Here is a 23,469-nt window from a genome sequence, read left to right as displayed (position 1 = left end):
GATTAGTTGTCTCCCTTCGTGTGTAAACGAACAATCGTACTTAATGTATCTTTCATCTCATGTCGAGGGACAATTTTATCTAATTGACCATGCTTTAATAAAAACTCTGCTGTTTGGAAATCATCCGGCAATTTTTCACGTACAGTCTGTTCAATAACACGACGACCTGCAAAGCCGATTAACGCTTGTGGTTCAGCTAAATTGATATCACCTACAGATGCAAAACTCGCTGATACGCCACCTGTCGTTGGGTGTGTCATAACCGATACATATAACTGACCTTCACGACTATGTTTTTCAAGTGCTACAGATGTTTTCGCCATTTGCATTAGCGATAATGCACCTTCTTGCATGCGTGCGCCACCACTTGCAGTAAAGATAATAAATGGTACTTTTAATTCCGTTGCTTTTTCAATCGCACGTGTGATTTTTTCACCGACTACTGACCCCATTGATCCCATACGGAAGAACGAATCCATAACTGCTAACACAATCGTTTGACCATCAATTTGGCCGATACCTGTTAACACTGCTTCATTCAAACCAGTCTTCGCTTGGTCTACTTGTACTTTTTCAACGTATCCTGGGAAGCCAAGTGGATTCGTTGTTTTTAAATTATCATCAATTGATTGGAATGTACCTTCGTCAATCACTAGATTCATTCGTTGTTGTGAATTGATTTTGTTATGATAATTACATTTTGGACAAACATATAAGTTCTTCTGTAATTCTTTTGTAACCATTACATGCTTACATTCTGAACATTGATGCATAACACCTGCTTTAATATCATTTTGAACCTGTGCTTTTTTTACTTTATTCGGTTTTGTTTTTGAAAATATATTTTTTATACTCATTCCATATTCTCCCCTTCAGTTAACAAATCAATCCATACCTCATAGGCCTGAACCGCCTGAGCAGGATTCCCTGCAATTAATTCACTTATAAATGTCGCTAGTACTTCTCGTTCCGCTGGAGTCGATTGTCCTCGATACGGTGACTTACCGAATTGATTTAAAATCATCCAAATTTTAAATACTAATCGATTATGTGATGATACCATCAATTCTCGAACTAAAATTTCTCGTTCAATTTGACCTTCAATAATTAACATATGTAGTAAACTTTCCCACACAGGTAATTTACAAAGCTTTTCGTCTGTTGCAACTTCAACAATCGCATCGCGCTCTAAAATTTGTTGTGTGTGATGAACATTTACTAAATCTTTTTCTTCTTGTAAAACAAATGTAGATAATACTTCTACTAATTTATGATTTCTAAAATCGGATAGGAATGTGCCACCACCATGTTTGGTTTCAATTAAGCCTAGCAGCTCCATACTTCGTAAAGCCTCACGTACAGAAGATCGCCCAACACCTAGTCTTTCTGCCAATACACGTTCTGAAGGCAGTTTATCACCTGGTCCAATTTCTTCAACTCGAATAATTTCTCGAAGCTCTTTCACTATTTGAATAAATCTTTTTGGCGCGGACTTCTCTACATTCATCGCTTCAACTCCCTATCTTCGTAAAAGTGGTCTGACCACTTTTTATAGCATACAAAAGTTTTTTTAGTTAGTAAAGTAAAATCATGTAATTCTAGACTTTTTACTCATTCATTTTTTGAATTGATTTTTAACGTTTTCATTATAAAACACAAAAAGTAAGTAGGTGTGCTTTGTTATAAAACACAGCCACTTACTTCTTATAATGACTTCATATCTTGTATTTTTTGAGCAATTAATTGTACTTGTTGCTGACGCGATTCTACTTTTCCTTCAATATATAAAATAGAATCTTCCTCTAATAAGGACTTGATTTGTTCAAACACCTTCGGGAAAATTGTAACGGATAGTGCCCCTGTTTCATCTTCGATTGTTAAGAACGCCATTTGCTCGCCATTTTTTGTACGAATTACTTTTATGTTTTGAACCGCTGCTATGACTTGAATCGTTGCACCTATTTTAATAGAAGAAACTCGATGTATTGGAACTACTGGTTGCCCCATTTTCGCTTTCAACTGCTCAACAGGGTGCTTGGAAATATAGAAACCAAGAACTTCTTTTTCACCTTGTAGTTTTTCTTTTTCAAGCATAGGTTCTGCTTCGGCATGTTTCGGTACACCGTAAATTCGCGTGTCATACAACACAGTCGTTTCTTCATCAGGCGCATACAATTTAGCAAGATTTTCAGCACGACTAACAGTAGCTAGAAGTGTTTGTCGGTCTTGTTCAAAATCATCTAAAGCGCCTGCTTTGATTAAAGCTTCGATTGTTTTTTCTTTAAAATGTTGTGCTGATATACTTAATGCCATATCAAAAATACTTTTCCACTCTTTTTTCTCTTGCTGCATTTGCTGTAATTTTTTCAAAAAAGTTTGGGGTACGCCACGAATTGCTCCTAATGCTAATCGGATACTACCGTTTTCAACACGGTAACTCTTTCCGCTTTTTTGAATCGAGGGGCGTAGTAATGGAATATCTTTTGCACGTACTTCTTGCAAGATTTTCAACTGCTTTTCTCGATCTCCCATAACACTTGTTAAGAGCGCCGCATAGAAATACGGTGCAAAATTGGCCTTTAAATAAGCCATTTGATACGTAATTAAACTATACGCAACAGCATGACTTTTCGGAAAACCATAATTCGCAAAGCGAACAATTAAATCATATACCTCATTTGCTACATTTTTAGCGTACCCATTCTGTAGAGCACCTTGTACAAAATGTTGACGTTCTTGATCTAATATATTTTTTTCTTTTTTACTAACTGCTCGTCTTAATACATCTGCTTCACCTAATGTAAAACCTGCAAAAACAGAAGCGATTCGCATAATCTGTTCTTGATAGACGATAACACCGTACGTTTCATTAAGAATGGGCGCAAGTATCGGGTGAGGTAAAACGGCCTGTTCTTGTCCATGCTTCCTTCTACTATAAACAGGAATAAAATCCATCGGACCTGGACGATACAACGCATTTACTGCTACTAAATCTAAAAAGCTAGTTGGATATACTTCTTTTAAAGCTTGTCGCATACCAGCCGACTCCAATTGGAATACCCCTGTTGTATCACCTTGTTGTAGTAATTGATACGTTCTCACATCATCTAAAGGAATTTTTTCAAAATCTAGTACACGTCGTTCACCTGCATAAATAAGATATCGAATATGGTCGAGTATGGATAAATTACGCAAACCTAAAAAGTCCATTTTCAATAATCCAACCGCTTCAACTTCTTTCATCGGCCATTGCGTCATATAGATGTCATCGCTACCTTTTTCAATTGGAACGATTTCAGGTAAAGCAATCGGTGATAAAATCACACCAGCAGCATGAGTCGAAGCGTTACGTGGTAAACCTTCTAAACGTTTCGCAATTTGTAGCCACTTCACCTTATGCTCATCTGTACCAATCCACTGTTCAAATGCTGGCTCAGCATCTCGTAACATTGTTCCTGGCTTTGAAGGTATGAGCGCAGAAATTTGAGCCATCTCCTCCATTGTAAAGCCTAGAACACGTGCGACGTCGCGTGCTACTGCTTTCGCTGATAATGTACCAAATGTAATAATTTGTGCTGTATGCGAGGCTCCGTACTTTTTCGCTACATACTCAATCACTTCTTGTCTTTTAGCGTCTGCAAAATCGACGTCAATATCAGGTAATGTAATACGCGCTGGATTCAAAAAACGCTCAAATAATAAATCATACTGTATCGGGTCAACATTCGTAATACGTAAACAATACGCAACGAGTGAACTCGCAGACGAACCACGACCTGGTCCTGTTAAAATACGTTTTGAACGCGCAAAAGCGATATAGTCTGCTACGATTAAGAAGTAATCTGCATAACCCATATCATTGATGACACGTAGTTCATATTGCAAACGCTCTTCATATATTTGTTGTCCTGTAAAACCACGCTCTTGTAAACCTTTTTTACATTGCTCCGCAAGTAAAACTTCGGCTGTCTTTCCTTCTTCTAATGGTTGAAACTTCGGCATATAATGCTGTTCATACGTTAACTCAACTTTACACTGATTTAATACTTCCGTTGTTGTATCTAACCATTCTGGTACATCTTGAAACCACTCTTTTAATTGCAACATTGTCGGTAAATAATGTGCACGTTCTATAGGATTAAGCGGTTCACGGTCCTCTACACGCACACCTTGCTGAATCGCTTTCGCTACTGTATAGGCCTCCACGTCTTCTTCGTTTAAAAAATGGACGCGCTGGGTTGCCATCACTTTTAGTTTTTCAGATTGTGCAACATCACGCCACAGTGATTCTTGTTCGTGGATGATTCCATTCGCTCGCTCAATCCCTAAATAGAAATATTCTAATTGTTCATGTAACTGTTGAACCATTTGTATGACTTCATCACAATGATGTGTCATTGCAACAGGTAACATGACAATTAGCCCCTTTTGATAACCAAGTAACCATTTTAACGGTAAATCTTCTTGCTCTCTTAATGAAATCGCAGAAGAAATTTTGATTAGATGTTGGTAACCTTGTTGATTCGCTGCATATAAAACAAGTGGTATCGTGAGATTTTCTTGGCACACAAGATCTACTGTCAGTCCTAAGACTGGTTGTATGTGTGCTTTTTTCATAACTTGATTGAAATGAAGTAAACCATACAACTTACGGTCTGTAATGGCAACTGTTGCATGCTCATACGATTGTAAAGCAGCTGATAATTCTTCGATTTTCACAATACTATCCAGCATACTTGCAGACGTTACGATTTGCGGAAAATGAGCATCCATTCATTTCTTCTCCTTTCTATTGCGCACAAACCTCATCTAATTGTGCGATTAAATCATCTGCTTCTGACCAATCATAAATTGTAGCCCCCGAAGCAAATGGGTGACCGCCGCCTCTAAATTGTTTAGCAATCGTATTAATAACTAAACCTTTCGAGCGTAAACGAACACGAATTTGATCTGGCTCTTCAACAAAAATAGCCCATGCACGAATTCCTTTTACATTTCCTAAAGAACTGACAAGCGCACTTGTTTCGAGCGCTGTGACTCCATATTCTTCTAGTAATTCTTTTGGCAACTTAATATAAGCTGCACCATTTTCGTTCATATGGAAATTTTGATAAATGTAGCCTTGTAATTGTAGCAATTCTTTACTCAATTCATACATACCATCAAATAGCGTAGAGCGATCAAAGTCATGCTTCACTAATTTACTTGCTGTTTTAAATGTTTTTTCTGTTGCACTTGGGAATTTAAAACGTCCTGTATCGCCTACAATTCCAGCAAATAAATAACGTGCTGCCTGTGCAGGAAGCCCCCAAGCACGATGTTCTTCCCCATATTCATATAGCTCATAAATCAATTCTGAGCAAGAACTCGCAGATGTGTCTACCCATGTAATGTCACCATAAGCATCGTCATTTGGATGATGGTCTATTTTAATTAATGTCTCACCCATTGTATAACGTTGATCATCAATACGTTCTTGATTCGCTGTATCTGTGACAATCACTAGAGCACCATTATATGCTTCATCTTCCACATGTACGGGTTCACCTAAATATGTAAGTGCCGGATCATGTGTACCAGGTGTGTACACTGTTTTTTCGGGATAATTTGATTGAATGAGTGCAGCTAGTCCCATTTGCGAACCATAGGCATCTTCATCTGGACGTACATGACGATGAATGATAATCGTTTGATACTTTTCAATACATTCAATAATTTGTTGTTTCATCTAAATCGCTCCCTTAAAATAAATTAACGAAAATACTACTTTCTATTTTAACAGTTTTTACATGAGGTGTATTTATTTCTGAGTTATTTTATCTGAAATCGTAAATAAAAAAAGTATTGGGCAACAAAATCGCCCAATACTCTTTATCGTTCTAATACTTGGAATGTCACAAGTGCCTTACATACTAATATTTCATCGCTATAAACTTCAAAATCAATTTTCGCAAATTTACGACTCATGTCTAAAATTTTCGGTAACACTTGAATGGTTTTTTCCATTTGCACAGGCTTCATGAAATAGATGGTCATATTTTCAACCACACTGTCGCCTCGCTTTGTTTTTTTCAAAGCGGCTGCCCCTGCTTCTACTAGTAATGTTGTGAAAGCTCCATATGAAATCGCACCAAACTGATTCGTCATTTGCGGTGTTACCGTAAATTCAACCGTTGAATCGTCTTCGTCTTTTTCAAGCTTCATCTCATTTTTCACAAGGTCATCAATCGTTTCGCCATGCTGTGGTTGACGCTGAGCCATTTGCATCGCCTTTAATACATCCTGACGACTTACAACGCCTTGTAACACGCCATGTTCGTCCGTAACAGGTAATAAATCGATTCCTTCCCAAATCATACGGTGTCCAGCTGTTGCTACACTCGTCTTCATTGTAACTGTAATTGGATTACGTGTCATCAAACGATCAATCGAGTCTGATTCTTGCTTACCAATTACGTCTTTTGATGTCACAATACCAACTGTTTTCTTCTGTTTATCAACAACTGGATAGCCACCATGCGTTGTACGAGAATTTAATTCATTAAAGTCACGTACTGTGTCAGTTGATTTTAAATATGAAGTGTCTTCAATTGGTACAACAATATCTTCAATTAATAGAATCTCTTTTTTGATTAACTGATCATAAATAGCACGGTTAATCATCGTTGCAACTGTAAAGGTATCGTAACTTGAAGAAATAATAGGTAAATCAAGTTCATCCGCTAAGCGACGCGCTTCTTCATCCGCATCAAAACCACCTGTAATTAATACAGCAGCTCCTGCTTTTAAAGCATTCAAATGCGTATTCGAACGGTTACCAACAATTAATAAACTGCCTGCATCCGTATAACGCATCATGTCATCTAACTTCATTGCACCAATAACAAATTTCGTTAATGTTTTATGCAATCCACTTTTACCACCTAATACTTGTCCATCTACAATGTTAACAATTTCAGCAAAAGTTAAACGTTCAATATTCTCTTTTTTCTTCTTCTCAATACGAATCGTCCCTACACGCTCAATCGTACTAACTAAGCGACGTGTCTCTGCTTCTTTAATCGCGCGATAAGCTGTTCCTTCACTTACTGCCATATCTTTTGCAATTTGACGTACAGAGATTTTATCACCTACAGGTAAAGTCTCGATGTATTGAATTATCTTTTCATGTTTAGTAGCCAAAGAATCACCTATTTTCCAACTTCATTCTACCCCTAGTGTACCATATTTCCTGTTTTGTCGTGCTGCTTTTTAAAACAAAAGTACAGTAAATTTGCTACAAATTTAGCGTTTTCAGTGGATTTCTCATAAAACTAGCGTTCGATTACATCCCCTGCGGACATAATTAATACTTCTGTTCCCTCAACTAATTTTGCAAAATGGGTTGGATCTTGCTCAATTACGGGGAATGTATTGTAGTGAATCGGTACAGCTAATTTTGGTTTTAAAAACGCTACTGCCGTCGCAGCATCTTCTGGTCCCATCGTAAAGTTGTCACCAATCGGTACAAACGCAACATCAATCGGATGTCGTTCACCAATTAATTTCATATCACTAAACAGCGCTGTATCACCTGCGTGATAGATTGTTTTATCCTCTGCTGTAAATAAAATACCACCTGGCATGCCCGTATAAATAATTTGTTTGTCTTCTGTTACATAAGAAGACCCGTGAAATGCTTGTGTATATTTGACTGTTCCAAAATCAAATGTATAAGCGCCACCAATATGCATATTATGAACGCGTACACCTTGCCAAGATAGATAATCTGCTAATTCGTTTGGAGCGACCACAAGGGCATCATGTTTTTTCGCCAACTCAACTGTATCACCAACATGATCATTGTGACCATGTGTTAGTAAGATTACATCTGGTGATTCTGACTCTACTTTTAAATCGGTTTGGCTATTTCCATTAATGAATGGGTCGATTAAAATGACCTTGTCATTCGTTTTGATTTTTACAACTGAATGTCCATGAAATGATATTTGCATTGAAAAATCCTCCTTAAAATATGGATTACATTACACACAAATGCTGTTTTTTTGATACACTGGTAAAGCGTTACACTTGTTTTAGATTGACGTGACTTCATGTGAAATGTACGTATTTCATTTGTAACATATTCTGTTACAAAATGGAAACCTAAGATAACTAGTACACACATTTTTTCTTACGTTTGTTCTATACCCAAGTCAGACGAAATTCAATTATAGAGATTTGAGAGGAGACGACATTATGTCATCTAAAATCGAAAAAATTCAACATCATTTACAAGCAGCAAACATTGATGCTGCATTCATCACAACTCCTGAAAATGTTTTTTATCTATCAGGATTTTTAAGTGATCCACATGAGCGCTTACTAGGCATTCTTATTTTTAAAGATGCTGCACCATTTATGATTTGTCCAAAAATGGAGGTTCCTGATGCGAAGGCAGCTGGCTGGACATACGATGTAGTAGGTCACGACGATCAGGAAGATGCTTTTGAAGTACTTGCAAATAAAGCAGCTCAATCTGTTAGTGCCATTCAAACATTAGCAATTGAAAAATCACATTTAACAGTAGAACGTTTAGATACTTTACAACGCTTCTATCCGAACAGTTCAGTTGTTGGAATTGATCAAGTATTAACAGATTTACGTATTGTTAAATCTGCTGATGAAGTGGAAAAAATTCGTGAAGCAGCAAAACTTGCTGACTATGCGATTCAAGTAGGTTGCGATGAATTAGCTGAAGGTAAAACAGAACTTGAAGTACTATCGGCAATCGAAGCTGCAATCCTTCAAAAAGGTTACTATATGTCATTCGATACAATGGTATTAACAGGATTAAATGCTGCTTCTCCACATGGCACGCCAGGTAACACAAAAATTAAAAAAGGTGACCTAGTACTGTTTGATTTAGGTGTTGTTTATGAAGGTTACTGTTCTGATATCACACGTACAGTTGCATTCGGTGAACCAAATGTAGAGCAAAAAGCAGTATATGATGCTGTACTAAGCGCGAATAAAGCCGCAATTGATTTAGTTAAACCAGGTGTTCGTACAATGGACTTAGACCGTGCAGCGCGTCAAAAAATTGAAGATGCTGGTTTTGGTGAATATTTCACACACCGTCTAGGACATGGTCTTGGAATTGGTTTACACGAAATTCCTTCTATCCACGGTTCAAATGAATTGCCTTTAGTGGAAGGTATGGTTTTCACGATTGAACCAGGTGTTTATAAAGGTGACACAGCTGGCGTACGTATCGAAGATGATGTTGTTGTGACAAAAGATGGTGTTGAAATTCTAACGTCATTCCCTAAAGAGTTACACATTGTTGAACCAAAATAAGTGTTAAAAAACAAAAGAGAAATTCCGCTGCCAATCGGCTTTGGAATTTCTCTTTTTTTATACAATGGATTGACTTATATCAATCTCTATTTATACGTTATCTACTCACAAACAAACTGACCCCTGATTCCCTTTGTATGAATCATTTTTGATTATGCTTTTGCTTGTAATAACGCGTCAGCTGGAACGTATTCGTAACCAAGCGCTTCTGCAACTGCATCGAACGTTACATGACCATCTAATACGTTTAAACCTTTACGTAATGCTTCATTATCTAAGCATGCTTTTACATAACCTTTATTCGCAATTTGTACTGCGTAAGGTACTGTGTTATTTGTTAAAGCCATTGTTGCTGTACGTGGTACTGCACCTGGCATATTTGCTACTGCATAGTGAACCACACCATGCTTCACATAAGTTGGCTCATCATGTGTTGTAATACGATCTGATGTTTCGAAAATACCACCTTGGTCGATTGCGATATCAACAACAACTGAACCTGGTGACATCGATTTAATCATCTCTTCTGTTACTAATTTCGGCGCTTTAGCACCTGGAATTAATACAGCACCGATTACTAAATCAGATTGTTTTACAGACTCTGCAATGTTATATGGGTTTGAAATAAGTGTATGAACATCTGTACCGAATTGATCATCTAATTCACGTAAACGTTCTGGGCTTAAGTCGATAATTGTTACATCAGCACCCATACCTACAGCGATTTTCGCAGCATTTGCGCCAGCCATACCACCGCCGATTACTGTTACTTTACCGCGTGACACCCCTGGTACGCCGCCTAGTAAAATACCTTTACCGCCTTCTTGTTTTTCTAAATACTGTGCACCGATTTGTGTTGCCATACGACCTGCAACTTCACTCATTGGTGTTAATAATGGTAGTGAACGGTTTGGTAATTGTACTGTTTCATAAGCAATCGCTGTCACTTTTTTATCGATTAATGCTTTTGTTAAAGCTGGTTCTGGTGCTAAGTGTAAATAAGTGAATAAGATTAAGCCTTCTGTAAAGAAGCTGTATTCTGATTCGATTGGTTCTTTAACTTTCATGACCATATCAACATTCCAAGCACCTGCTTGGTCTACCATTACTGCCCCTGCTTCAATATATTCTTCATCTGTAAATCCTGAACCAATACCAGCGCCCTTTTCTACGACAACATCGTGACCTGATACCTTAAAGTTCACAACGCCTGCTGGTGTAATTGCTACACGATTTTCATTGTTTTTGATTTCCTTTGGAATACCAATTTTCATGACCCATCCTCCTAAAGATAAAAGTATATATGAAGTTAAACTTATCTCTTCAAACAAATCTATCTTAACAGATTTTTACGACTTTTTGCAAAATAATTTTCAAGTTTTTTTCTTTTTTCCAAATAATTGCGTTTACAAAAGGATTATAAACTCTTTTTTTATGTAAAAATAACAAAATACGCTATTTAATTATATTAAATTTTTTGATTTTTCTAATTAATTTTTTGATGAAAAATTCACAATTTGTTCCAATTCCATTTAAAAAAGAGGGATTTGTGAATTGATATAGAATGTTATAATATGCTTATAAAAGCAAAGAGGAGGAATTTTATTATGGCAACTTATAACAACATTATTGTAGCAGTAGATGGTTCTGCAGAAGCAGAATACGCATTCAACAAAGCAGTAGAGGTAGCACAACGTAACGATGCGGTTTTACACTTAGTAAACATCATCGATACACGTTCTTTCGCAGCAATCGAAGCGTATGATCGCTCAATCGCTGAACGCGCTCAAAGCTTTGCTGAAGAAAAGTTAAACGAATATAAAACAATTGCTGAACAACATGGCGTAAAAGAAGTGAAAACATTAATCGAATACGGTTCACCAAAAACAATGATTACAAAAGACGTTGCTGAAAAAACAGTAGCTGATTTAATCGTATGTGGTGCGACTGGTCTAAATGCTGTAGAGCGCTTCCTAATCGGTAGTGTATCTGAAAGCATCGTACGCTCTGCAAAATGTGACGTATTAGTTGTACGTACACCAGCAGCTGAATAATCACCAATAAAAAAAGAGAAATCGCGATTCAATGCGATTTCTCTTTTTCTATTACTTTTCTTGTTCTTGCTCTTTAGTGAGCTTTTCACACAGGTAACCAACAATATGACCTCTTGGTGTTTTTTCTTCTAAGTCACCATTCTCAACTAATTCATCGAGTGATTGCCAAATGGTTGCCCATAATTCTGTGTTTTCATATTGTTTATATTGTGGATTCAATTTATTTCTTCTCTTCTTTCTTCCAATTTTGTACGCGTGCGAAGAAAGTTTCGAGTGCTTGAATATTGTCTAGTCTTGGAACTTTCGCGAGTAGCACATCTTTAACTGCTTGTTCGCCTTCTTTTTTCTTCTGTAAAATGAATAAGCTTTTTCCCATTTCTTTTTGTTTAAAAAGATTTTCAGGTAACTGGACAACCGCTTGAATCCACGCATGTTTTTGCACATAACTATAAAGTAAAGGTGCTTGTTCTGATTCAAATAAGTTATTCGGTACTAAGAAGAATAAGTAGCCACCATCTTTCGTATGGTTCATTGATTGCTCAATTAATAAATGGTGTGCATACGTCATACCATCTTCCTTATGAATTTCAAAGTTCTCTGCATATTCTGTATCTGGATAATATCCAACAGGTAGATCGCAAATTACTCCATCAACAGGATCGATTAAAAGGTGTTGTAACGCATCTTGACGATATAAAGCAACCGGTTGCTCTTGTAAATCAGCTGAAACTGCAGCGAGTTGAATTAATAGTTCATCAATCTCTACACCAATTCCTTCAATTTTACCGTCTAAATGATTCATCACAGTCATCATTAGGTTCCCTGTTCCAATGGTTGGATCAAGTAATGTAACTTTCTCTTGCTCTTTTAATTGCTTTTCAAAGAACTGCTCGACAAAATAACCTACTAAAAAACCAAGAGAATCGGGTGTCATTTGATGATTTGGCTGTACATTTTTACGCATGCCTTTTAATAAAGCGAGTTGAATTGCCTTTCTCACTTGCTCTTTTGATACTTCTTTTAGAATAGATGATTCAGGTTCTTCCACTAATTGCGTTAAAGTAGATAGAAGACCGTCTAAATACGTAACATCAAATTCTTTGCTTACTTTTTTAGATTGCTCATCTAAATAAGTGAAAATATTTTCTATTTTTTCCATTTGATACTCCTAAACACGAAAGGGACTATCCTTTACAGGACAGGCCCTAACGTTCATGTTTTTAATTAAAGTGCTTTTAAAGCTTCTAAAGCACGATCGTAATCTGGGTGGTTTGTGCCTTCTGGAACATATTCTGTGTAAGTGACTTCACCAGCTTCATTAATTACGAAGATTGAACGAGCTAATAAGCGAAGTTCTTTCATTAATACGCCATAAGCTTCACCAAATGATGCATCGCGGTGATCTGATAATGTAATAACATTTTCAATACCGTTTGCGCCACACCAACGTTTTTGTGCGAATGGTAAGTCCATTGAAATCGTCAGTACCACAACATCATCACCAAATGATGCCGCTTCTTCATTGAAACGACGTGTTTGTGCATCACAAACGCCTGTGTCTAAAGAAGGTACAACTGAAATTAACACTTTTTTACCAGCGAAATCTTTCCATGTTTTTTCACCTAAACCGTTATCTACAACTTTAAAATCAGGTGCTTTTGAACCTACAGTTACTTCTTCGCCTACTAGTGTTACTGGATTATTAATAAATGTTACATTTGCCATTCTCAAAACGCCTCCTCAAAATTTCTACTTCCAATTCTACTAAAATTACACTTTACTACGCAACTATGAAGCCTTAATTCTTTATACTTCGACTGTTTGCGATACTACTTGTTCTTTTTTACTATATGCTCTTTCATGGATAACATGTGTATCTGCAATGAAATCATGGACAGCTTTATGCTTTGGTGTGAATGGAATGATTAAATATAAAATTTTCACTGTCATCGAAATAAAGCGCCCTACACCTTCACGAAATAGCACAGTAGACCATGAAAGAGGTTCACCATCATCTCGTACGACTTTTAAACCAAAAATCATCTTACCTAATGTCTGACTTAAAAATTTTGTCATCAAGATGAAGTAAATGTAAAACATCACGCCTGATAAAACAGCTGAAATCGAGATATATAAAATCAATTCATTTTCCCAAATCGACTTGGGAATAATGTTTTGTAACAGCAGACCGACTAGGACAGTGTTTACTAATAATACATCAATTAAAAAAGCGAAAAAGCGAACCCAAAATCCCGCTGATTTATGTTCAAAAATAGCGGATTCTTGCATTTCGATTTGCGTTGCAAATTGTGTCATGCGAAAACCTCCTATTCTTCACCATACATATACATGAGACGTGGGCCATTTTGTGCATTTGATAAAATGTGTTGAACCATTTGTGCATCAACTGAGCCACCACCTAATAACGACTGCACTTTTGTTGCAAATAAGCTTGTGATGGAATCGGTTGTACTGTATTCATATACTTTTGAACCTGTTAAACCTTTTTCTTTCTTCATTGCAGCAATCGCATCTTCTGTATAACCGAATTCATCTGCTAATCCTACTTTTACAGCTTGTGAACCATTATATACGCGACCATCTGCCACTTTTTTAACTTTTTCCATCGGCATGTTACGACCATCTGCTACAACTTTTAAGAAACGTTGGTATGAGTCATCAACCATTGATTGTAAGATTTTACGGTCGCCTTCTGTCATCTCACGAGAGCCACTCATAATATCTTTATACGGACCTGTTTTAATCGTTTCGAATTTCACGCCGTATTTATCAGCTAATTTACTGTAGTTAATTGATTGCATGATAACGCCGATTGAACCTGTTAACGTCTCTTCATCGATAAAGATTTTATCTGTTGGCGCTGAGATATAGTAACCACCTGAAGCGGCCATTGATCCCATTGATGTATAGATTGGAATATTACGCGTCTTTTGAATATCTTTGATTTTTTCATAGATTTGTTTTGACTCGACAACGCCACCACCTGGTGAATTCACATATAATACAACACCTTTTACAGTTGTATCTTTTTTCACATCATCTAACTGTTTTAAAAACTGTTTATGATTATATCCCTTTGACCCTGTAAACGCCGAAGCTTCACCTGTATCTTGAATTGCTCCATCTACTTTTAAAACTGCAATTTGTGATGTTTCTTTTCCTTCTTGTACTGTTGTACGTTCAAGTGAAGATTCTTCACCCATTACTTGCACCATAGCATCAGAAAATTTTACTTTACTAAAATTAATCAAGCCACTAATTACCGTAGAACCAACCAGTAAAAAGGCTGCTATTCCAAGTGCAATCCATCTTTTTGCATTCATAAACTCATCTCCTCTGACTGTTTATACGCATTATTTTTCCAAATGTTTCATTTTCAGGCTAAATTTTTTGATTTTTTCGCCTCTACAATTGTAGCATATGAGAAAACAATAATGGCAAGCCAGATACAGCCAAATGCAATGAAATCATGAAGTCCAAATTTTTCATGGTAAATAAATGTACCAATTAACAATGTCATAGTTGGCGCAATATATTGGAAGAATCCAACTAAGTAAAGTGGAATATTTTGTGCACCTACTGCAAATAAGATTAATGGAATTGCTGTGATGACACCTGTACCAATTAATAGTAATGTTGTTACCCAGTCTAAGTGGAACATTGCCGATTCACCTTTAGCAATTAAATAAATATAATAGCCTACTGCAAGTGGCAGAATAAATAGTGTTTCAATTACTAAACCGCGTGTGGCATCTAGTTTGATTTGTTTCTTTAATAACCCATAAATACCAAATGAAAAAGCAAGTCCAAGTGCTACAAATGGGAACTTTCCATTTGAAATAATGAGAACTGCTACACCGGCAAATGCAATGATGCACGCTAAAACTTGCGCCTTTGATAAACGCTCTTTCAAGAAAATAACACCTAGTAATACAGAAACTAATGGATTAATATAATAACCCATACTTGTCTCTACAATATGATTATGATTCACTGCCCAAATAAATATGTACCAGTTTGCTGATATTAAATAGGAAGCTGCAACTAATGACCAAAATGATTTTTGATGTTGCCACAGTGTTTGAACATCTTGTAATAAATCTTTTCCTTGTCGAATGGCTACGACAAAGATGAGCGTTAAAATAAATGACCAGATAATACGACTCGTAATAATTTCGTTACTATTCACCATGTCTAGTTGTTTCCAATAAATCGGTACAAGTCCCCAAATAATATACGCAAACGTTGCGGACAAAATACCTTTTTTTGTTGAATCCATTCTCGTTTCATCTCTTTTCTTCTTTCTAGTGTTTCTATAGTATAGTAATATTTGTTTGCATATGTAAATAATTTTTTCTTCGTTTAACGAAAGTTTTAAATATGAATAAGCCTGCATGCATCTACTATTGCATACAGGCTTATTTGTTCTATTTCATTACACTGTTTTTTTCATTTCGCGTTCGCGCAATTCTACACGGCGAATTTTACCTGAAGCTGTTTTTGGTAATTCATCAACGAATTCAATTGCGCGTGGATATTTATAAGGAGCTGTTGCTTCTTTTGCAAAGCTTTGTAGCTCTTTAATAAATCCTTCTTCGTTAGCGCGTTCTTTGTTTTGTAAGATGATATATGCTTTAACAATCGTTCCACGAATTTCATCTGGACTTCCAACTACTGCACATTCTTGTACATCAGGGTGTTTCACAAGTGCATCCTCTACTTCGAATGGCCCAATTGTATAGCCAGAACTGATAATAATATCATCGCTACGCCCTTCAAACCAGAAGTAACCATCTTCGTCTACTTTAGCTTGGTCACCTGTAATGTAGTAATCGCCTCTAAATTGACCTTGTGTACGCTCAGGGTCGCGATAATATTCTTTGAATAATGCAGGTGTTGTTTTATGGATGGCGATATCTCCTACTGTATTTGGCGCACATGGTTCACCGTTCTCATCGACCACTACTACCATGTTTCCTGGTGTTGGTTTACCCATCGAACCAGCTTTTGCTTCCATGCCCTTCATTGTACCGATTAGTAATGTGTTTTCAGTTTGACCATAACCATCGCGTACTTGTAAGTCAAATGTCTGTTGGAATTTATTAATAACCTCAACATTTAATGGTTCACCAGCAGATACTGCACTGTGTAAGCTACTTAAATCAAAGTCGGCTAAATTTTCAACTTTCGCCATAACACGATACTCAGTCGGTGTACAGCACAATACATTAATTTTATGTTCTTGAATAAGTGACAGATATGTTTGTGCATCAAAACGACTGTTATAAACAAAGCCTGTTGCTCCGCTACCTAATACAGATAAGAATGGACTCCAAATCCATTTTTGCCATCCTGGACTTGCCGTTGCCCAAACTAAATCACCTTTTTGAATTCCTAACCAGTGAGAAGCAGCTGTGCGTAAATGCGCATAAGCCCATGCATGTGTGTGAACAGCTGCTTTTGGATTACCCGTCGTGCCGCTTGTATAAGATAGGAATGCTGTATCCGTACTTAACGTATCGCACATTTCAAATGATGTAGAAGCTTCCTTTACTTCTTCTAATAAAGGAACCCACGGTGTATGTGCATGACCAATTACAAATTGTTTTACACCTTCTAAATTGCGTACTTGATCGAATTGATCAATATATGGTTCGTATGACACAATCGCTTTTGCTGAACTGTGTTCAATACGGTATTCAATATCTTTTGTACGTAGCATTTCAGAACTTGGAATCACAATAATTCCGGATTTAATCGCAGCAATATACGTAACATATGCTTCAATTAAACGTGGAACCATGACAATCATAACGTCTCCTTTTTTTAGTCCATGTGCTTGAAACACATTGGCCATTTGATTCGCTTGTTGAATGAGAGCATCGTATGTGATTTCTTTGTGTTGTCCTTCTACGTCTTCATATTTGACTGCTATGGCACCTTCACCTGTTGCGAACTGTTCAAACTCTGATACCAAGTTATAATGTTCTGGTGCTAATAAATCCTCTCTGTTCATAACGAACTCCCCCTAAATTTAAGATTTCTGCTTAATTATTATAACTAAGCACTCCCGATTGCACAACCTATTACTATAACTTATTATTATTACTAGGTCTTAATATCAAAAGAAAAATATTTTCAATTACCTAATAATTCCCAAAATTATAACATATTAAAAAAGTAAAATACCATTATAAACTATAGAGAAAAGTGTGTTTTTCAACAAAATTATTCAAAAGACGAGCATTAAACACTCAAAGTAGTTATTTCATGTAACTTTAGATTCTTGAATTCTGATGTATTCATCAATAAATAAACAATTAAAAACAATTTATTTACTTAACTAAAAGATTTTTCAGTACAAAAAAATCCGCATAAAAAATTATACGGATTTTTCGCTTTTTATTTAAAGTAAATCGTCAAACGCATCTACTTCTTTTTTACGTGGGAAGTCATGAATTTCGCGATTTTGTATCGCGCGTTCAATCATTTCATCGAAATCTGTAAAGCTTTCATAATAATTCATTTTGTCGATCTTAGGTTTAGTTTTTGGACTTGCTGGTGTAAATACCGTACAGCAATCCTCATATGGACGAATCGATGTTTCATACGTACCAATTTTTTGTGCGATATCAATAATTTCAAGCTTATCATATGTGATTAGCGGACGTAAAATAGGCGTTGTTGTTACATCATTAATAGCTGCTAAACTCTCTAATGTTTGACTCGCTACCTGTCCTAAATTCTCCCCTGTCACTAAGACTTTTGCGTCAATTTCTTTACGAACTAAATCAGAAATTTTCATCATCATACGGCGCGTTGAAGTCATCGTTACATTCTCCGGTACATTTTGTTGAATCGTTTGCTGAATTTCTGTAAATGGAATAATGTGTAGACGAACTTTACCACCAAATTGACTGATTTGTTGACAAAGATCTTTAACTTTTTCAAGTGATTGGTCACTTGTGAATGGCGGACTAAAGAAGTGAATCGCTTCAATTCGCACACCACGCTTCATAATGAAGTACGCTGCTACGGGGCTATCAATCCCACCTGATAATAATAGAAGTGCTTTACCATTTGAACCAACTGGTAAACCTGTAGCACCTGGAATTTTCTCCACCATCATATATGTGCCATTTTCACGTACTTCCACAACTAATTCAATTTCTGGATTTTTCATTTGAACCGTCATGCCTGGCAGTGTCGTTAACACATGTCCTGCTAAATCACGATTTAATTCATATGTGTCTAATTCAAATTTTTTATAAGCACGACGTACATTCACTTTGAATGTTTTACCTTTGTAATCGATTCCTTCAACAATCTTTACAGCGAGTGCTTTCATTTCTTCTAAATCGGTTTTACATTCTGCTACTGGGCTAAATGATTGTATGCCGAAAACACGTGGTAAACGTTCTAATAAAATTGCCATCTCATGTTCATGACTACTTCTTAAATACATACGATCATGCTCTGAACGAATACGTAAATCTGTTACATCTTGAAAAACAAAACGTAGATTTTCACGTAGACGACTAATGAATTGTTTACGGTTCTTTCCTTTTGTTGAAATTTCACCGTAACGAATTAAAATTTCATGCCATTTCATACTTTTTGACCTCTCCCTTAACTTGCTGAATCACGCGTTCTATAATGTCTTTTACTTGCTGAATTTCCTCATCTGTATTAAACATCCCAAAGCTAATACGCACAACACCACGTGCATATTCATGTGGTACATTCATCGCAGATACAACATGACTAACCTTTGTATCTTTTGAATGACAAGCACTTGAAGTAGAAATAATGACATTATGTGCTTGCATCGCATTGATCATCACTTCACCTTTGATACCTGAAACTGCATAACTAACAATATGAGGTGCACCATGATTCGTTGATAGTACACGAATTGCTTCAAATTGCTGTAAAAATTCATGTAGCTCATTGCGCCACATGCTATATTTCTTCGCATTCACTTGTTGCTGTTCAGCAGCTAAACGAATCGCTTTTGATAATGCCACATACTGAGGAACCGCTACTGTACCGCTGCGCAATCCCATCTCTTGACCACCACCATGAATAAGTGGTTCAAGTGTCATTTGTTTACGAAAAACTGCTACACCTGTTCCTTTTAGTGCGTGTAATTTATGACCGGAAATTGTAATCGCATCTGGCCCTGCTTCACTTGCAAAACGGATTGGTAACTTACCAAAACTTTGCACCGCATCTACATGGAAAAAAGCACGACTTTCTCGATGAACAATTTGTGCAATTTGTTCAATCGGTTGAATCGCACCCACTTCATTATTCACATGCATGACACTCACAAGTACCGTATCTTTTTGTAATTTTCGCTGTAAATCTTCTAAGTCGACAATACCTGTTGTTGTGACGTCCACATAATCAACTGTAAATCCTTCTTGTTCTAAAGCACGTACACTTTCTAATACCGACGCATGCTCAATCGTTGAAACTAGAATATGCTTCCCTCGATGTGTATTTGCTCGTGCAATGCCTTTTATAATAAAATTATTCGATTCTGAACCACCTGAAGTAAATACAACTTGTTCAGCTGTTGTGCCAAAAACATCGGCTACTTGTTGGCGAGAACGACTTAATAATTTATTTGTTTCGACACCCATTTCATGCAATGAAGCTGGATTTGCGTAAAAACGTTCATTCGCTTGAATAAACGCGCGCATAACTTGTTCATCTGGCTTCGTCGTTGCACTGTTGTCTAAATAAATCATATTGACCCTTCCTTCTATCGTACATATTCAATTATTATATCAAAAAGAATAACAGATGTCTTACACCTTTTCTTGCAATATAAAAGAGGCTAGAGCAGACATTTGCTCCAACCTCTAATTAAATGTGTATTAAACGCGTGTCACCGTTTGTTTCGCTAAACCTTCGATTCGTTTTAAAGCACCCGGTTCAGCTGCTTCTACTGCCGTCGCAACCACTTCTAAAGCTTTCGTATAACGTAAATTAGTAAAAGCTAGTTCTGCTTCTGTTAATTTTTCATCCATACCAGGTTTTGAAGTACGGTAACGATTACCATATTGAATCAATAATTCAATCAACTGAACATTACTTAACATTTCTTCAATTACACCTTCTGCTTCAGTAATTAATTCATTTGATTTTTTTAAGTTTGCGGCAATCACACCTACATTAATCGGTACTTCTAATAATTCTTGCTTCACAACATCTAATTGCTGATCAGCTTCTTTAAAGCGAGCAATAATCTCATCTGGAATACCTGGCATATTCGCTTTTTGAATTCTACGTTCTAGTAAACGAAGTCGTTGTTCAAATGATTCTAGCTGTTCGCGTCCTTCATTTTCATGAACACGTAAGTCTACTAATTTTTTAGAAAATTCTTCAATCTCTTTTTTCTTAATTTCAACAAGCTTATCTAAATCTTCTAATTCTTCTTTTAGAATAGAGTAAGCAGATTGTTCTTCTTTTACTTCTACACATAATAAATCGTATCGTTGCTTATACGTATTTAAAGCTGAACGGCATTGACGAGGCATTGCAAGTTCCTGTGTTGTTAAATGATAACTTTTTTGAACAACTTCTGCTTCATACTGCATTTCATCTACAGCTAAAAGTAAATCTTCTAAACGTGTACCTAACTTTGTAAAATTAGAATCCACAAATTGTTTTGCATGGACTTCATTTTCAAGTGCTTCATAATAGGCATCAATATCTTTTTTCATTTGTTCTACTTGTTCAATTGCAACTTCAGTTTCTAACTGCACCAACTGCTCTTTTAATATAGGTAATTGCGCTTCAATTGCATCCAATTTTTCTGGCAACTCTAAGTGTAAGAGGAAGAATGATTGCTGTTCCATCGAACGATAACCATTACGTAAGTCGGATAAATCATTTGGTATCTTATGTTGCACATCTGTCAACAATGTTGGAATCTCCGTAATTAAGCGTAGAATTTCTTTACCTTCATGATCCAACTCTTTCACAATTTCTTTCGCTTCTAAATAGTTACCTTCTGCTGTTAGTCGCTCATAAGCTTCAAATTTTTCTGGGAATACAGCTAAACGACTTTCAAGTAGATTACCCGCTTCCCCAAATGAATATTGATGTGCGAGTAAAGTCTTGCGTGATGTACGATAATCTAATTTTAAATTTTCGATTTCCACACGACTTTTCTTTTCGCTTTCAATTAAATCATTTAGTTCTGTTAGAATGTTTTCGAGCTCACCATCACAAGCATCAATGCGCTGTTCCACTTCTTCTTCAATTTGTGTAGCTTTTTTAAATTGGAACTTATCTACAGTTTCTTCTGCTTGGATTAGTTGTTGTTCAATTTGAACTAAGTCATCATCCATCATGTCAGTCCATTTATTGCGCCATCTCTCAAACATTTCTTCTGCCTGACCACTCATATTTAACTTTTTCACTTTCGATAATTCCTCTAAAACTGGTTTGTTTTGAAGGTCTAACCTTTTTTGATCCAATCTACTAATCTCAGTATGATGTTTTTTGCGGTACACAAAAAGTACGACCACAAAAATCAATAGTACGATGACAATTGGAATGATATAATTGTACATCATATGCCCCCTATCTCTTCTATCAGGTTTTCTGCCTACTTATATTATTTTAATATTACCATGTTTCATTTCTTTTTGTTCACCATTTGTATGCGATTTTGTGTTTTTTTCAATTTTTTGTACTTTTTTTAAGCCATTAGGAGGTTTTCTCATGAAAAGAAACGGACATATTCATACACCTTTCTGCCCACATGGCACGAAAGATTCTTTCGAGCAATATATTGAACAGGCAATTCAAGCAGGTTTTGAAGATATTACTTTTACAGAACATGCTCCTTTACCAACAAATTTTGTAGATCCAACACCTTTACAAGATAGTGGTATGCAACCAAAAGATGTAGATACGTATATTAAAACATTGCAAAACTTACAAGTTCAATATGCGAACAACATAAAAATCCGCATTGGTTTTGAAGTTGATTATATAATGGGATATGAAGAAGAAACAAAACAATGGTTACATACATATGGTCCTGTAATAGACGACGCTATTTTATCTGTTCATTTTTTAAAAATTAACGGAGAGTATGTTTGTATTGATTACTCAGATAGTGTTTTTATGGATACCGTTCAAAAAGTCGGCTCAGTTGAACGATTATATCATATGTATTATGATACAGTTCAGCAGTCGATTGAAGCCGATTTAGGGACTTTTAAACCAAAGAGAATTGGACATCCAACACTCATCCATAAATTTCAACATGCTCATCAAGAAACGATTGACGATCACGAACAGATTGAACATGTTTTACAATCCATCAAGCATCATAACTATGAGCTTGACGTAAATAGTGCGGGATATGCTAAGAAATTTTGTTTAGAATCTTACCCACCTATTCGTTATATCGAACACGCAAAACAATTACAAATTCCTCTCGTTTTTGGTTCAGATGCTCATCAAGCAAAAGACTTTGACCAGTTCTTTGAGGAATTACAACCGTATTTATAGAAAAGGAAGTGGCTTTATATGTTTACACCACAAAATATTGAAGGTTCATCAAAAGAAAAATATGTTATGTTATCAAAACAACTAGCAGCATTAACAGAAGGCGAAACAGATCACATCGCTATTTTAAGTAATGCATCAGCTTTATTAAACCAAGCGCTTGATACAATTAACTGGTGTGGTTTTTATTTATATAAAAATGATGAGTTATTATTAGGTCCATTCCAAGGCTTACCAGCTTGTGTACACATCACTCTTGGTCGTGGTGTTTGCGGTACAGCTGCAAGCGAATTAAAAACATATCGTGTAGAAGACGTGCATGCTTTCCCAGGACACATCGCTTGTGATGCTGCATCCAATTCTGAAATTGTCGTACCAATTGTAATCAACGGAGAACTATACGGCGTACTTGACATTGATAGCCCAATCAAAAATCGCTTCTCAGAAGAAGACCAAGAAGGTATTGAGCTATTTGTCGAAACACTTCAAAAATTCTTAGTATAAGCAAACACAAAAAGAG

General features: G+C 36.3%; 21 protein-coding genes. 4 read left to right on the top strand and 17 right to left on the bottom strand.

Translation table 11 applies throughout. The features are described from left to right. Positions 1 to 2: 2 nt before the first annotated feature. From accD to ACKVQX_RS04190, 6 genes are all read right to left on the bottom strand, one after another. Positions 3 to 857 (bottom strand): acetyl-CoA carboxylase, carboxyltransferase subunit beta, encoded by an 855-nt coding sequence (gene accD, locus ACKVQX_RS04215; RefSeq protein ID WP_068451927.1) that lies wholly within the window; start codon positions 855 to 857, stop codon positions 3 to 5. After that, a complete protein-coding gene (locus ACKVQX_RS04210; protein ID WP_068451924.1) occupies positions 854 to 1,507 on the bottom strand; it encodes a FadR/GntR family transcriptional regulator in 654 nt (217 codons plus the stop codon). Before ACKVQX_RS04210 ends, accD begins: the two co-directional genes overlap by 4 nt. Before the next feature lie 197 nt (positions 1,508 to 1,704). Beyond that, positions 1,705 to 4,773, bottom strand: coding sequence for a DNA polymerase III subunit alpha (gene dnaE, locus ACKVQX_RS04205; protein WP_068451922.1), 3,069 nt, complete (start codon positions 4,771 to 4,773; stop codon positions 1,705 to 1,707). A gap of 16 nt (positions 4,774 to 4,789) precedes the next feature. After that, positions 4,790 to 5,728, bottom strand: coding sequence for a bifunctional oligoribonuclease/PAP phosphatase NrnA (locus tag ACKVQX_RS04200; protein ID WP_068451920.1), 939 nt, complete (start codon positions 5,726 to 5,728; stop codon positions 4,790 to 4,792). Between the two features lie 143 nt (positions 5,729 to 5,871). Next, positions 5,872 to 7,182: a DRTGG domain-containing protein gene (locus ACKVQX_RS04195; RefSeq protein ID WP_068451918.1), complete on the bottom strand. Its 1,311-nt coding sequence runs from the start codon at positions 7,180 to 7,182 to the stop codon at positions 5,872 to 5,874. A 131-nt stretch (positions 7,183 to 7,313) separates the two neighbouring features. Then, positions 7,314 to 7,994: a metal-dependent hydrolase gene (locus ACKVQX_RS04190; RefSeq protein WP_068451914.1), complete on the bottom strand. Its 681-nt coding sequence runs from the start codon at positions 7,992 to 7,994 to the stop codon at positions 7,314 to 7,316. Between the two features lie 244 nt (positions 7,995 to 8,238). Here ACKVQX_RS04190 and ACKVQX_RS04185 point away from each other — a divergent pair, with 244 nt between their 5' ends. After that, on the top strand, positions 8,239 to 9,339 hold the full coding sequence (locus ACKVQX_RS04185; RefSeq protein WP_068451911.1) for a Xaa-Pro peptidase family protein: 1,101 nt from the start codon (positions 8,239 to 8,241) through the stop codon (positions 9,337 to 9,339). A 152-nt stretch (positions 9,340 to 9,491) separates the two neighbouring features. On the opposite strand, the gene ald is transcribed toward ACKVQX_RS04185, so the two are convergent. Beyond that, positions 9,492 to 10,613, bottom strand: a complete 1,122-nt coding sequence (gene ald, locus ACKVQX_RS04180) for an alanine dehydrogenase (protein ID WP_068451906.1) — start codon at positions 10,611 to 10,613, stop codon at positions 9,492 to 9,494. Positions 10,614 to 10,946: 333 nt separating this feature from the next. Between ald and ACKVQX_RS04175 the strand changes: the two genes are divergently transcribed. Next, positions 10,947 to 11,393 (top strand): universal stress protein, encoded by a 447-nt coding sequence (locus ACKVQX_RS04175; RefSeq protein WP_068451904.1) that lies wholly within the window; start codon positions 10,947 to 10,949, stop codon positions 11,391 to 11,393. A gap of 51 nt (positions 11,394 to 11,444) precedes the next feature. Here ACKVQX_RS04175 and ACKVQX_RS04170 read toward each other — a convergent pair whose 3' ends face one another. From ACKVQX_RS04170 to ACKVQX_RS04125, 10 genes are all read right to left on the bottom strand, one after another. Further along, entirely contained in the window at positions 11,445 to 11,612 is a 168-nt protein-coding gene (locus ACKVQX_RS04170; protein WP_165442694.1) for a hypothetical protein, read from the bottom strand. Between the two features lies 1 nt (position 11,613). Continuing rightward, positions 11,614 to 12,552, bottom strand: coding sequence for a class I SAM-dependent methyltransferase (locus ACKVQX_RS04165; protein WP_068451902.1), 939 nt, complete (start codon positions 12,550 to 12,552; stop codon positions 11,614 to 11,616). Positions 12,553 to 12,617: 65 nt separating this feature from the next. Further along, entirely contained in the window at positions 12,618 to 13,118 is a 501-nt protein-coding gene (gene tpx, locus ACKVQX_RS04160) for a thiol peroxidase (RefSeq protein WP_068451900.1), read from the bottom strand. An 81-nt stretch (positions 13,119 to 13,199) separates the two neighbouring features. Next, positions 13,200 to 13,709, bottom strand: coding sequence for an RDD family protein (locus ACKVQX_RS04155; RefSeq protein WP_082701376.1), 510 nt, complete (start codon positions 13,707 to 13,709; stop codon positions 13,200 to 13,202). An 11-nt stretch (positions 13,710 to 13,720) separates the two neighbouring features. Further along, positions 13,721 to 14,737 (bottom strand): signal peptide peptidase SppA, encoded by a 1,017-nt coding sequence (sppA, locus tag ACKVQX_RS04150; protein ID WP_285215277.1) that lies wholly within the window; start codon positions 14,735 to 14,737, stop codon positions 13,721 to 13,723. A 53-nt stretch (positions 14,738 to 14,790) separates the two neighbouring features. Next, positions 14,791 to 15,693, bottom strand: a complete 903-nt coding sequence (gene rarD / locus ACKVQX_RS04145; RefSeq protein WP_285215278.1) for an EamA family transporter RarD — start codon at positions 15,691 to 15,693, stop codon at positions 14,791 to 14,793. Positions 15,694 to 15,849: 156 nt separating this feature from the next. Beyond that, the gene (mbcS, locus tag ACKVQX_RS04140; RefSeq protein WP_285215279.1) at positions 15,850 to 17,430 is read right to left on the bottom strand and encodes an acyl-CoA synthetase MbcS; all 1,581 of its coding nucleotides are present in this window, start codon (positions 17,428 to 17,430) and stop codon (positions 15,850 to 15,852) included. A gap of 390 nt (positions 17,431 to 17,820) precedes the next feature. After that, positions 17,821 to 19,026, bottom strand: a complete 1,206-nt coding sequence (gene thiI, locus ACKVQX_RS04135) for a tRNA uracil 4-sulfurtransferase ThiI (RefSeq protein ID WP_068451887.1) — start codon at positions 19,024 to 19,026, stop codon at positions 17,821 to 17,823. Next, positions 19,013 to 20,170: a cysteine desulfurase family protein gene (locus ACKVQX_RS04130; RefSeq protein WP_068451885.1), complete on the bottom strand. Its 1,158-nt coding sequence runs from the start codon at positions 20,168 to 20,170 to the stop codon at positions 19,013 to 19,015. The genes thiI and ACKVQX_RS04130 overlap by 14 nt, the downstream gene beginning before the upstream one ends. Before the next feature lie 129 nt (positions 20,171 to 20,299). After that, positions 20,300 to 22,003, bottom strand: coding sequence for a septation ring formation regulator EzrA (locus ACKVQX_RS04125; protein ID WP_068451883.1), 1,704 nt, complete (start codon positions 22,001 to 22,003; stop codon positions 20,300 to 20,302). Between the two features lie 151 nt (positions 22,004 to 22,154). Between ACKVQX_RS04125 and hisJ the strand changes: the two genes are divergently transcribed. Together hisJ and ACKVQX_RS04115 are read left to right on the top strand one after the other, a co-directional pair. After that, positions 22,155 to 22,952 carry a histidinol-phosphatase HisJ gene (gene hisJ, locus ACKVQX_RS04120; RefSeq protein ID WP_285215281.1) on the top strand — a complete coding sequence of 266 codons (798 nt, stop codon included), beginning with the start codon at positions 22,155 to 22,157 and terminating at the stop codon, positions 22,950 to 22,952. A gap of 18 nt (positions 22,953 to 22,970) precedes the next feature. After that, entirely contained in the window at positions 22,971 to 23,453 is a 483-nt protein-coding gene (locus ACKVQX_RS04115; RefSeq protein WP_068451877.1) for a GAF domain-containing protein, read from the top strand. Positions 23,454 to 23,469: the final 16 nt, after the last annotated feature.

Source organism: Kurthia sp. ISK08, assembly GCF_046159805.1.
GTDB classification, from domain to species: domain Bacteria; phylum Bacillota; class Bacilli; order Bacillales_A; family Planococcaceae; genus Kurthia; species Kurthia gibsonii.
Note: the sequence above shows the minus strand (reverse complement) of the source record. Positions and strands in the feature narration are given on the sequence as shown.

Excerpts from the sequence above, each read along its gene's own strand:
- accD (WP_068451927.1), bottom strand. The coding sequence starts at position 857 with ATGAGTATAAAAAATATATTTTCAAAAACAAAACCGAATAAAGTAAAA.
- ACKVQX_RS04210 (WP_068451924.1), bottom strand. The coding sequence starts at position 1,507 with ATGAATGTAGAGAAGTCCGCGCCAAAAAGATTTATTCAAATAGTGAAA.
- dnaE (WP_068451922.1), bottom strand. The coding sequence starts at position 4,773 with ATGGATGCTCATTTTCCGCAAATCGTAACGTCTGCAAGTATGCTGGAT.
- ACKVQX_RS04200 (WP_068451920.1), bottom strand. The coding sequence starts at position 5,728 with ATGAAACAACAAATTATTGAATGTATTGAAAAGTATCAAACGATTATC.
- ACKVQX_RS04190 (WP_068451914.1), bottom strand. The coding sequence starts at position 7,994 with ATGCAAATATCATTTCATGGACATTCAGTTGTAAAAATCAAAACGAAT.
- ACKVQX_RS04185 (WP_068451911.1), top strand. The coding sequence starts at position 8,239 with ATGTCATCTAAAATCGAAAAAATTCAACATCATTTACAAGCAGCAAAC.
- ald (WP_068451906.1), bottom strand. The coding sequence starts at position 10,613 with ATGAAAATTGGTATTCCAAAGGAAATCAAAAACAATGAAAATCGTGTA.
- ACKVQX_RS04175 (WP_068451904.1), top strand. The coding sequence starts at position 10,947 with ATGGCAACTTATAACAACATTATTGTAGCAGTAGATGGTTCTGCAGAA.
- ACKVQX_RS04165 (WP_068451902.1), bottom strand. The coding sequence starts at position 12,552 with ATGGAAAAAATAGAAAATATTTTCACTTATTTAGATGAGCAATCTAAA.
- tpx (WP_068451900.1), bottom strand. The coding sequence starts at position 13,118 with ATGGCAAATGTAACATTTATTAATAATCCAGTAACACTAGTAGGCGAA.
- ACKVQX_RS04155 (WP_082701376.1), bottom strand. The coding sequence starts at position 13,709 with ATGACACAATTTGCAACGCAAATCGAAATGCAAGAATCCGCTATTTTT.
- sppA (WP_285215277.1), bottom strand. The coding sequence starts at position 14,737 with ATGAATGCAAAAAGATGGATTGCACTTGGAATAGCAGCCTTTTTACTG.
- rarD (WP_285215278.1), bottom strand. The coding sequence starts at position 15,693 with ATGGATTCAACAAAAAAAGGTATTTTGTCCGCAACGTTTGCGTATATT.
- mbcS (WP_285215279.1), bottom strand. The coding sequence starts at position 17,430 with ATGAACAGAGAGGATTTATTAGCACCAGAACATTATAACTTGGTATCA.
- thiI (WP_068451887.1), bottom strand. The coding sequence starts at position 19,026 with ATGAAATGGCATGAAATTTTAATTCGTTACGGTGAAATTTCAACAAAA.
- ACKVQX_RS04130 (WP_068451885.1), bottom strand. The coding sequence starts at position 20,170 with ATGATTTATTTAGACAACAGTGCAACGACGAAGCCAGATGAACAAGTT.
- ACKVQX_RS04125 (WP_068451883.1), bottom strand. The coding sequence starts at position 22,003 with ATGTACAATTATATCATTCCAATTGTCATCGTACTATTGATTTTTGTG.
- hisJ (WP_285215281.1), top strand. The coding sequence starts at position 22,155 with ATGAAAAGAAACGGACATATTCATACACCTTTCTGCCCACATGGCACG.
- ACKVQX_RS04115 (WP_068451877.1), top strand. The coding sequence starts at position 22,971 with ATGTTTACACCACAAAATATTGAAGGTTCATCAAAAGAAAAATATGTT.